The 9,543-nt window shown below is 44.0% G+C and carries 5 protein-coding genes and 1 pseudogene; 2 read left to right on the forward strand and 4 right to left on the reverse strand.

Annotated elements, in window-relative coordinates; genetic code table 11:
- Window positions 1-80: 80 nt before the first annotated feature.
- Entirely contained in the window at window positions 81-4,793 is a 4,713-nt protein-coding gene (locus V7L01_RS32775; RefSeq protein ID WP_335042457.1) for an SNF2-related protein, read from the forward strand.
- Window positions 4,794-4,954: 161 nt separating this feature from the next.
- Here the strand turns inward: V7L01_RS32775 and V7L01_RS32780 are convergent, their stop codons facing one another.
- Window positions 4,955-6,142 (reverse strand): FAD-dependent oxidoreductase, encoded by a 1,188-nt coding sequence (locus tag V7L01_RS32780; protein ID WP_335042459.1) that lies wholly within the window; start codon window positions 6,140-6,142, stop codon window positions 4,955-4,957.
- Window positions 6,143-6,574: 432 nt separating this feature from the next.
- On the opposite strand from V7L01_RS32780, the gene V7L01_RS32785 reads away from it, so the two are divergent.
- Window positions 6,575-7,411 carry an SWIM zinc finger family protein gene (locus V7L01_RS32785; RefSeq protein ID WP_335042461.1) on the forward strand — a complete coding sequence of 279 codons (837 nt, stop codon included), beginning with the start codon at window positions 6,575-6,577 and terminating at the stop codon, window positions 7,409-7,411.
- Between the two features lie 317 nt (window positions 7,412-7,728).
- Here the strand turns inward: V7L01_RS32785 and V7L01_RS32790 are convergent, their stop codons facing one another.
- From V7L01_RS32790 to V7L01_RS32800, 3 genes and pseudogenes are all read right to left on the reverse strand, one after another.
- Window positions 7,729-7,914, reverse strand: coding sequence for a PCP reductase family protein (locus V7L01_RS32790; RefSeq protein WP_190731868.1), 186 nt, complete (start codon window positions 7,912-7,914; stop codon window positions 7,729-7,731).
- A 131-nt stretch (window positions 7,915-8,045) separates the two neighbouring features.
- On the reverse strand, window positions 8,046-9,437 hold the full coding sequence (psbC, locus tag V7L01_RS32795) for a photosystem II reaction center protein CP43 (protein ID WP_335042468.1): 1,392 nt from the start codon (window positions 9,435-9,437) through the stop codon (window positions 8,046-8,048).
- Window positions 9,421-9,543, reverse strand: a pseudogene (locus tag V7L01_RS32800) (photosystem II D2 protein (photosystem q(a) protein)); the annotation flags it as partial. The gene psbC and the pseudogene V7L01_RS32800, both read right to left, overlap by 17 nt.

The following is a 9,543-nucleotide window of genomic DNA, read 5'->3' on the forward strand; positions in this document are numbered from 1 at the left end:
AAGATATTCGGTGAAAATGGAAAATTAGAATATTGACGATTTGAATTCTTTAATTTTGCGAAAATCTGAGTAATTAGCAAATGGCGATTTTACACGGTAATTGGTTACTAAAAAGTCAAAAGGGTTGTTTATTTATTTGGGGAGAAACTTGGCGATCGCCACGAGTAAATTTTGAGCCTAATGGATCTGGAGAGATAGCACTACATCCATTGGCAATGACATCAGTTGAGTTGAATGAGTGGTTGCCTTCCCAAAAAATGGCGATTACCAACTTCATCCAGCAACCTCAAGTTGCAATCGCTACTACTGGGCGAACGCGCAAAGCAGCCAATACCACTGAGATTAGTTTACCAACGCATTCGCAAATAATTGCTTTACCAACTTATATTCCTGAAGACAGCAAAGAAGGAACATCTGCGATTTTCCCCGTGCATTCTGCCAGCTTGGGGCTAGACACAGACTCCCCGCAATATTTGCAACCGTGGCGAGTTGAGGGTTTTTGTCTTAACCCCAGCGAGGCGGTAAAATTTCTCGCTGCTGTTCCCCTAAATGCTGCTAAAGAGGAAGATGCCTTTTTAGGTGGAGACTTACGCTTTTGGTCGCAGGTTGCCCGATGGAGTTTAGATTTAATCTCCCGGTGTAAGTTTTTACCAAAAATTGCTCGACAATCAGATGGTGCATTTGCTGCTAAATGGCAAGTACTTCTAGACAGTGCTGTAGATGGAACTCGCCTAGAAAAATTTTCTGCGGATATGCCGTTGGTTTGTCGTACTTATCAAGAGGGAGTGGGGAGTGGCGAAGAGGCAGGGGAGCAGGGAGCAGGGAGCAAGGGAGAATTTTCCCCTCTGCCCCCTGCGCCTGGCCCCTCTGCCTCTTCTCAATCTTCAATCTATGTAGACTTTCCTGCCGAACCTCAAGAATTACTTTTGGGATTTCTTAACAGCACAATAGATGCCCAAGTGCGAGGATTGGTGGGTTCCCAACCTCCAATGGAAGCTAAAGCGATCGCATCTTTACCATCTGGGGTGCGACAGTGGTTGCAAGCCTTAACTAGCGCATCTCATACAGTGAATGCAGATGCCATTGAAGTGGAACGACTGGAAGCGGCACTGAAGGCTTGGACTATGCCGCTACAATATCAATTAACTCTTAAAACTCAATTTCGTACCTGTTTTCAACTGCGTTCTCCGCAGTCTGACGAAACAGATTGGACATTGGCGTATTTCCTGCAAGCGGCAGACGATCCTGAGTTTTTGGTGGATGCGGCAACTATTTGGAACAATCCAGTTGAACGATTGGTTTATGAAAATCGGACAATTGAGCAACCACAGGAAACATTTTTGCGAGGTTTGGGGTTAGCTTCCCGATTATATCCAGCGATCGCACCCAGTTTTGAAACCGAATATCCCCAATCTTCTCGTCTCACCCCCATGCAAGCTTATGAGTTTATCAAAGCTGTAGCTTGGAGGTTAGAAGACAGTGGTTTGGGAGTAATTTTGCCTCCCAGTTTAGCGAACCGCGAAGGATGGGCGAACCGTTTGGGTTTGAAAATTACTGCCGAAACCCCAAAGAAAAAGCAGGGACGTTTAGGATTGCAAAGTCTACTAAATTTCCAATGGCAATTGGCAATTGGCGGACAAACTATTTCTAAAGCTGAGTTTGATAAACTTGTGGCTTTAAATAGTCCGCTAGTAGAAATTAACGGCGAGTGGGTGGAATTGCGCCCCCAGGACATCAAGACAGCCCAAACATTTTTTACCACTCGCAAAGACCAAATGGCGCTTTCCTTGGAAGATGCCTTGCGTTTCAGTACAGGCGATACTCAAGTAATTGAAAAATTACCAGTGGTCAGCTTTGAGGCATCTGGGGCATTGCAAGAGTTGATTGGGGCGTTAAGTAATAATCAAGCGATCGCACCTTTGCCTACACCAGCAGGCTTTAAAGGACAGTTGCGGCCCTATCAAGAACGTGGTGCTGCTTGGCTGTCCTTCTTGGAACGTTGGGGCTTGGGTGCATGTCTCGCCGACGATATGGGATTGGGTAAATGTGTAGCCAATGATACTCTAGTAAATGTAAATGGACTGTTAAGCACAGCCGAGACAATCTGGACAACTCACGCCGGAGAAACAGAGTTTGACGGCGAAGGATTTTGGACTAACCCCACAGAGCAATTACTAGTTAATTCTATAGATGAAAAAACTGGCAAAATTGTCCAGGCTAATGTTAGACGGTTGTATCGCCAGCAAGTCCACGAGAAATTACGGAAAATCACGCTAGAAGACGGTAGTAATATCACTATCACTCATCGTCATAAGTTACTGACAAGTAAAGGTTGGACAAATAACTTACAGGTGGGTGATTACGTTTGTGTCCCAGGTAAAACGCTCTGGAATGGAAAACCACAAGACCCTGATTTAGTCAAGTTTCTTGCTTGGCAGATTGCTGAAGGACATGAACTACCCGATGTGGGAAGAGTTACAATATCCCAAAAAGATACCAGAGTATTAGAGGATCTACTCCAGACTTGCCAACGGATTCAAAAGCGCTATAACCTCAAAATTAACAGCCCTAATATCTCTACCTTCCCTAATAGAGTTTCTGCTCTTCGAGTTAACAGCCAAGCCTATCGGCGATTCTTAGAAGCTAAAGGTTATGTTTGGGGTAAACTATCGGCAGAAAAATCTATTCCGCCCTTCATTATGCAGGCAGACTTGGATAGTGTGCGGATATTTTTACAAAACTATTTTGATGCTGAATCTGCTGTTGTTTTGAGTATGGGGAGTATTGAAATTGCTACAGCTTCAGCTTTACTAATTCAGCAACTTTCTGCACTACTGCGGCGTTTCGGTATTTGGTTGCGAATATCGCCCAAACTGAAGTGTGCTACTAATGGAACTCGCACTTTACGCACTTACTATATTGGTGTGATTGGAGGAAATTCTGCCCGCAGATTTATCCAAGAAATTGGTTTTAATAACTCAGAGAAACAGAGTAAATTAGAACAAATTTGTCAACTGGTCAGCAACACAAATATTGAAGGAATTCCTGCTTCTGATATGATTGCCAAAACAGTCATAGCAAGGGGACTACCATTGCGGCATTTTGGGATGCACAACACTGTTTACATTAATGGTTACCAGCAATTTTCTAGAGATAGTTTACAGCGAGTAATAGTTGGGATGAGCCGCATTATTAGTGGAGAAGCCCAAGAACAGTATCAGCTACTAAAACCTTCCAAGTGGACAACTCAAACCCTAACAGCCTATAGCAACCTAGATGTAGACCAGTTGAGCTTAACAAGACAGTCTTTGCAATGTCTTCTCAACCAAGAGGTATTTTATTGCCGGATAGAATCAATAGAGGACATAGATTATGCTGGATGGGTTTATGACTTTGAAGTTAGCGAACATCATAATTTTGTTGCTAACAATATTATTTGCCATAACACTGTCCAATTCATTGCTTTTATGCTGCACTTGAAAGAACAGGATGCACTAGAAAATCCAACACTATTAGTTTGTCCAACTTCTGTTTTAGGTAACTGGGAAAGGGAAGTAAATAAATTTGCACCAAGCCTGAAAATTTTGCAATATCACGGTGACAAACGCCCAAAAGGGAAAGCGTTTTTAGAAGCAGTGAAAAATCACGATTTAATCGTTACCAGCTACTCACTTCTTCATCGAGATATCAAGTCATTGCAAAGTGTTTCTTGGCAGATAATTGTTTTAGACGAAGCCCAGAATGTGAAAAACCCAGATGCGAAGCAGTCAAAAGCAGTGCGGGAATTAGAAGCAACGTTTCGCATTGCATTAACGGGGACACCAGTAGAAAATAGGCTGCAAGAACTCTGGTCTATTTTGGATTTTCTCAATCCTGGCTATTTAGGCAATAAGCAATTTTTTCAGCGGCGGTTTGCCATGCCAATAGAAAAGTATGGTGATACTGCTTCTTTGACTCAATTACGTTCATTAGTGCAACCATTTATACTGCGGCGATTGAAAAGCGATCGCGACATCATTCAAGACTTACCAGATAAGCAAGAAATGACGGTATTTTGTGGTTTAACTGGCGAACAAGCCGCACTTTATCAACAAGTTGTAGAACAATCTTTAGTAGAGATAGAATCTGCTGAAGGATTGCAACGCCGGGGGATGATTTTGGCTTTACTAATCAAACTCAAACAAATCTGCAATCACCCAGCACAATACTTGAAACAGGCGACATTAGAGCAACATAATTCAGCCAAACTTCTGCGCCTGGAAGAAATGTTAGAAGAAGTTTTAGCAGAAAGCGATCGCGCTTTAATTTTCACACAATTTGCTGAGTGGGGTAAATTACTTAAACCCTATTTAGAAAAACAGCTTGGGCGAGAAATATTCTTTTTATATGGCAGCACCAGTAAAAAACAACGTGAGGAAATGATCGATCGTTTCCAACACGATCCTCAAGGGCCACCGATTATGATTCTTTCTCTGAAAGCTGGTGGTGTAGGACTGAATTTAACACGCGCAAATCATGTATTCCACTTTGATAGATGGTGGAATCCAGCCGTGGAAAATCAAGCTACAGATAGAGTATTTCGGATTGGTCAAACCCGGAATGTGCAAGTACATAAATTTGTTTGCACTGGTACTTTAGAAGAAAAAATTCATGACATGATTGAAAGTAAGAAACAACTAGCTGAACAAGTTGTAGGTGCAGGTGAAGAATGGTTAACTGAAATGGATACAGACCAACTTCGCAACTTACTACTACTTGACCGCAGTGCAGTAATTGACGACGATGCAGAATAAATTCGTAGTAAGGACTTTAGTCCTTGAATTCAGGGCTAAAGCCACCCACTATAAAGCCATTATATTTAATGTGACAGACTAAGTCTGTTGGTGTAAATAATTACCATTGGGATAAGGCAGGGGGCAGGGAGAAAAAGGGTTTGAGCTTTGGTTACTTTTCTTTAGTGCTTCTGGGATGCCCGTCTGCGTGCTGCCAGGGCGGCTGAAAATCTTTCTTTGAGCTGCTCTGCCTGATCTTCAGCATGGGAATTAGCACCCTCCTGTCGGGCAATGCGCTGTAAGGGGGCCGAAATGGCAATCCTCTCCTGCTCGTAAGTGCGTAGAGCAACGCCGAGTTGTTCCCCATCACCTAAATCGGTACGGGCTAGAACTTTAGCTAAGGCTACCACATCCTGTATAGCCATAGTTGTACCCAATCCCAACGATGGCCGCATCGGGTGGGCCGCATCACCCAGAAGGGTCACACGTTTCAAGTCCCCCCACTGCGACACTGGGTCCCTGTCGAAGACACCAGTTTCGATGATGGACTCAGGCTCAGTGGCTCTAATCAAACTTTCAACCAGAGGGGGCCATTGCTCAAATATTTGGAGTACCGTCTCTAGCGCTGATGAACTTTTCGAGTGATTCAAACGTAGGGCTGTGCCACCCCAGGCAAGCAATTCCGTACCCGCATCCATTATCCAGAAGTTCTTTTTTTCTCCAACCACAAGTTGAAATCCAGCAGATTCAACGAAGGGAGTGGCAAGTGGAGGCAAGTTTTTCCGCTTTACAATCCCCCTCCAAGTCATGGTTCCTGTATAAAGAGGGGCACCATCTGCAACGGTAATGCTTCTCACGACAGAGTTGTAACCGTCGGCACCAATTAGAAGTCGGGCACAGACATCTTCCTGTTGACGGAATTTCAAATGCAATTGCTCTTGTCCCTGGACTGAAGTCCGAGTGAAACCGATGAGGGTATGGTTGAGATGAAGTGATACCGTCGCGGGCAGTGCTTTATAAAGACAGGTCTGTAGGTTATACCAGCATAGCCAGGTAAAGCCTGTCCAGGCAAGCGGGGATTCATCAGCGAAAAGAACCTCACCATCTGGCCGCATCAACATCTGCTGTTTGGGATTCACCGCCAACAGCCGCACCTGCTGCGCCAGTTCGGCATCGATCTCGGCTAGGGCAGCATAGCCGGGATCGCCCATCCCCAGAGCAGCACCAATTGGTCGCAACAGGCGGGCTTGCTCAAAAACCCCGATCGAGAAGCCAAGTCGTGCTAAAGCATGAGCGGCACAGAGTCCACCTGGCCCGGCTCCCACGATCGCAACATCCAAGACATTATCGGTCGAATTGACTTCAATCATCCCGTGAACTTTTTCAAAAGCATGACTTTAGCGATCAATTTTAACTGAGGAGCATCATCATATACGATACCAAAAAGTGGTTTCAACTCAGGACAAATGCGGCAATGCAGTAATTAATGTGAATAAAGTTTTGCTGAAAAACTGAAGTGTTGATAAAGTTAAAACTACATTTCCCACCAAGGGTATATTTGCGAAACTGATATGCTCCCAACTATAAACGCTATAGTCTGAAGTAAGTAAGTCGGTGAGAATAATTCAAACTATATTAACTAATGTAAAAATTTTTGGAATTAGTTTGTAGTGAGGGCTTCAGCCCTACTTTGAGGGCTGAAGCCCTCACTACAAACCTTTAATTATTTACGCCGTCCTACTTAACTGTCACAAAACGAGATCAACCCATCTATTCCATAATTTTGAATTTTAAATTGATTTATGACTAATTACACATTACAAGCAAGTCGAGAATGGTGGTCACAACAATGGCTAGATTTGCTAGATTCTTATCGTTTTAAAAAACGTTTAGAACGTGCCAGAAATTATGCTCGTCAAGGAAATGTTTTGAGCATCGAATTTAAAGGTGCAAAAGTATTGGCTAGGGTGCAAGGTAGTGAAGTAGAGCCTTATAAAGTTTCCCTTTCCCTTGAACCATTTACCGATGAACAGTGGGGTTATGTAATTGAAAGCATGTCCCAAAAGGCAATTTTTGCTGCCAAATTACTAGCAGGAGAAATGCCACAAAATATAGAAGAAGTGTTCACAGCTAATGGTCTTTCGATATTTCCATTTACCCTTGCTGATGTCCAGAGTAAATGCTCTTGTCCTGATAAAGCAAATCCCTGTAAACACATTGGTGCGCTGTACTATCAGTTAGGCGATCGCTTCAGTGAAGACCCCTTTGTACTATTTCAATTGCGCGGACGCACCAAAGAGCAAATTATCAGCGATTTACGCCAATTACGTAGTGCCAAGATTCAACCCAATACCACAAAAACGCCCGATATTAAAGAATTAATTTCTAATAATAAATACTCGGTAAACATCGATTCTTTCTGGCAATACAATGAGCCATTAGAGTCATCATTGGTAGTAATTGCGCCGTCCACTAATGAGATGGTATTAGATGTATTAGGAGCAATCCCACTAGCCAAGGAAGAGGAAAATGCAGTAAGTTCAACTTCAAGTGATGTGGTAATGAAGTATTTGAATACAATTTACAGAGATGTGAGCCAGAAGGCTTTTTTAGCAGCAATGAATGTGGGAGGAAGTTGATCGTAATTCGTAATTCGTAATTCGTAATACTTCGGCTACGCCCTTCTCCTTCGGAAATGTTACCGCGAACGACTACGCTCAGGACAAGCTCAGTACAAGTTCGTAATTCGTAATTATGAATTATATTGACTAGATAGTTCACCTTTTCCGCCTTCTCTGACCCATTCGCGCACCGCCTGACGAATTGCGCGTCTGCCATCTGCCCGATGTCCCAAGTCTTTTAGAAGATTTTCAAACTGTTACCAGGTAATGTCGTAAAGCATTACTCGGTCTGCTCGATTTTTGCCGACTGTCATTGTTACAACCTCCAGAATCTTTTATTGTCCAAACTCAAGCCTAGCCTGTTCTACCAAATCGGCTGTCACAATCTCTTGTCCTGCTTCACGAGCTAGTTGTTCAATTCTGGCTTTAGCTTGAGAGCGGACAAAAAAGGGAATATTTTGTAATTTTTCTTTAGCTTCAGATGTCCATCGTAAAGCATCTATAAAATTGGAATCGCTCATGATATTAATGACCTTGGCAAGTCGTTCAGTTTAATCAATAGGTTTACTAATTTTCCTACAAAAAAAGCCCTTGCTTTTACGCAAGAGCTTTTAAATTATTTAGCTGTCAGTGATGAAATAAACCTTACAACCTAATCTAGGTCGTCCATGAACATCACTGGCTCAGTATCACGGTTAATTCCTTTCTCAAAACCACCAGCCGCAGCCCGTGCGCGACCAGCGTGCCACAAGTGACCAACTAGGAAGAAGAATCCTAGTACGAAGTGAGAAGTCGCCAACCAAGCGCGAGGAGATACGTAGTTGAAGGAGTTAATTTCAGTAGCCACACCACCCACGGAGTTCAGAGAACCCAGAGGAGCGTGGGTCATGTATTCAGCGGCGCGACGAGCTTGCCAAGGCTGAATATCATTCTTGATTTTTTCCAAGTCAAGACCATTGGGGCCACGTAGAGGCTCCAACCAAGGGCCGCGGAAATCCCAGAAGCGCATGGTTTCACCACCGAAGATGATTTCACCAGTTGGAGAGCGCATCAGGTATTTACCTAGACCAGTGGGGCCTTGGGCAGAACCGACGTTAGCACCCAAGCGTTGGTCACGAATCAAGAAGGTCAAAGCTTGAGCTTGAGAAGCTTCTGGACCGGTAGGACCGTAAAATTCGCTGGGGTAAACGGTGTTATTAAACCAAACATAGATGGAGGCAATGAAGCCCATCAACGACAGAGCGCCCAAGCTGTAGGAAAGGTAAGCCTCACCAGACCAGATGGATGCACGACGCGACCAAGCAAAAGGCTTGGTAAGAATGTGGAAAATACCACCAGAAATTAAGATAAAGGCAATCCAGATGTGACCACCGACCACATCTTCTAAGTTATCGACGCTGACAATCCAACCTTCACCACCGAAGGGAGATTTGAGTACATAACCGAAGATAACGGCTGGGTTCAATGTCGGATTGGTAATAATCCGAACATCACCACCGCCTGGTGCCCAGGTGTCATATAACCCACCAAAGAACATTGCCTTTGCTACCAACAGCAGTGCACCGATTCCCAAAATAATCAGGTGGAATCCGATGATGTTGGTCATCTTGTTCTTGTCTTTCCAGTCGTAACCAAAGAAAGCTGAGTATTCTTCTAAGGTTTCTGGGCCACGAACGGCATGATAGATACCGCCAAAGCCAAGGACGGCTGAGGAAATTAGGTGGAGTACACCGACAACAAAGTAGGGGAAGGTGTCGATAACTTCACCACCAGCACCAACACCCCAACCCTGACTGGCGAGGTGAGGTAACAGGATCAAGCCCTGCTCGTACATGGGCTTTTCAGGAATGAAGTGAGCGACTTCAAACAAGGTCATCGCTCCAGCCCAGAATACAATCAAACCAGAATGGGCAACGTGAGCACCCAGTAGTTTGCCAGATAAATTGATTAAACGTGCGTTACCAGACCACCAGGCAAATCCAGTAGATTCTTGGTCGCGTCCAGTGCCGCCTAATATATTTGGTCTATTAGAGAGCGTTACCACGTGGTAATACCTCCTCAGGGAATACAAATTGTTCGTGGGGTTGATCTTGAGGAGCCATCCAAGCGCGGATACCCTCGTTCAGCAAAATGTTTTTGGTATAGAAGGT

Origin of the sequence: Nostoc sp., from assembly GCF_036917095.1 — a bacterium.
Classification (GTDB): domain Bacteria; phylum Cyanobacteriota; class Cyanobacteriia; order Cyanobacteriales; family Nostocaceae; genus Nostoc.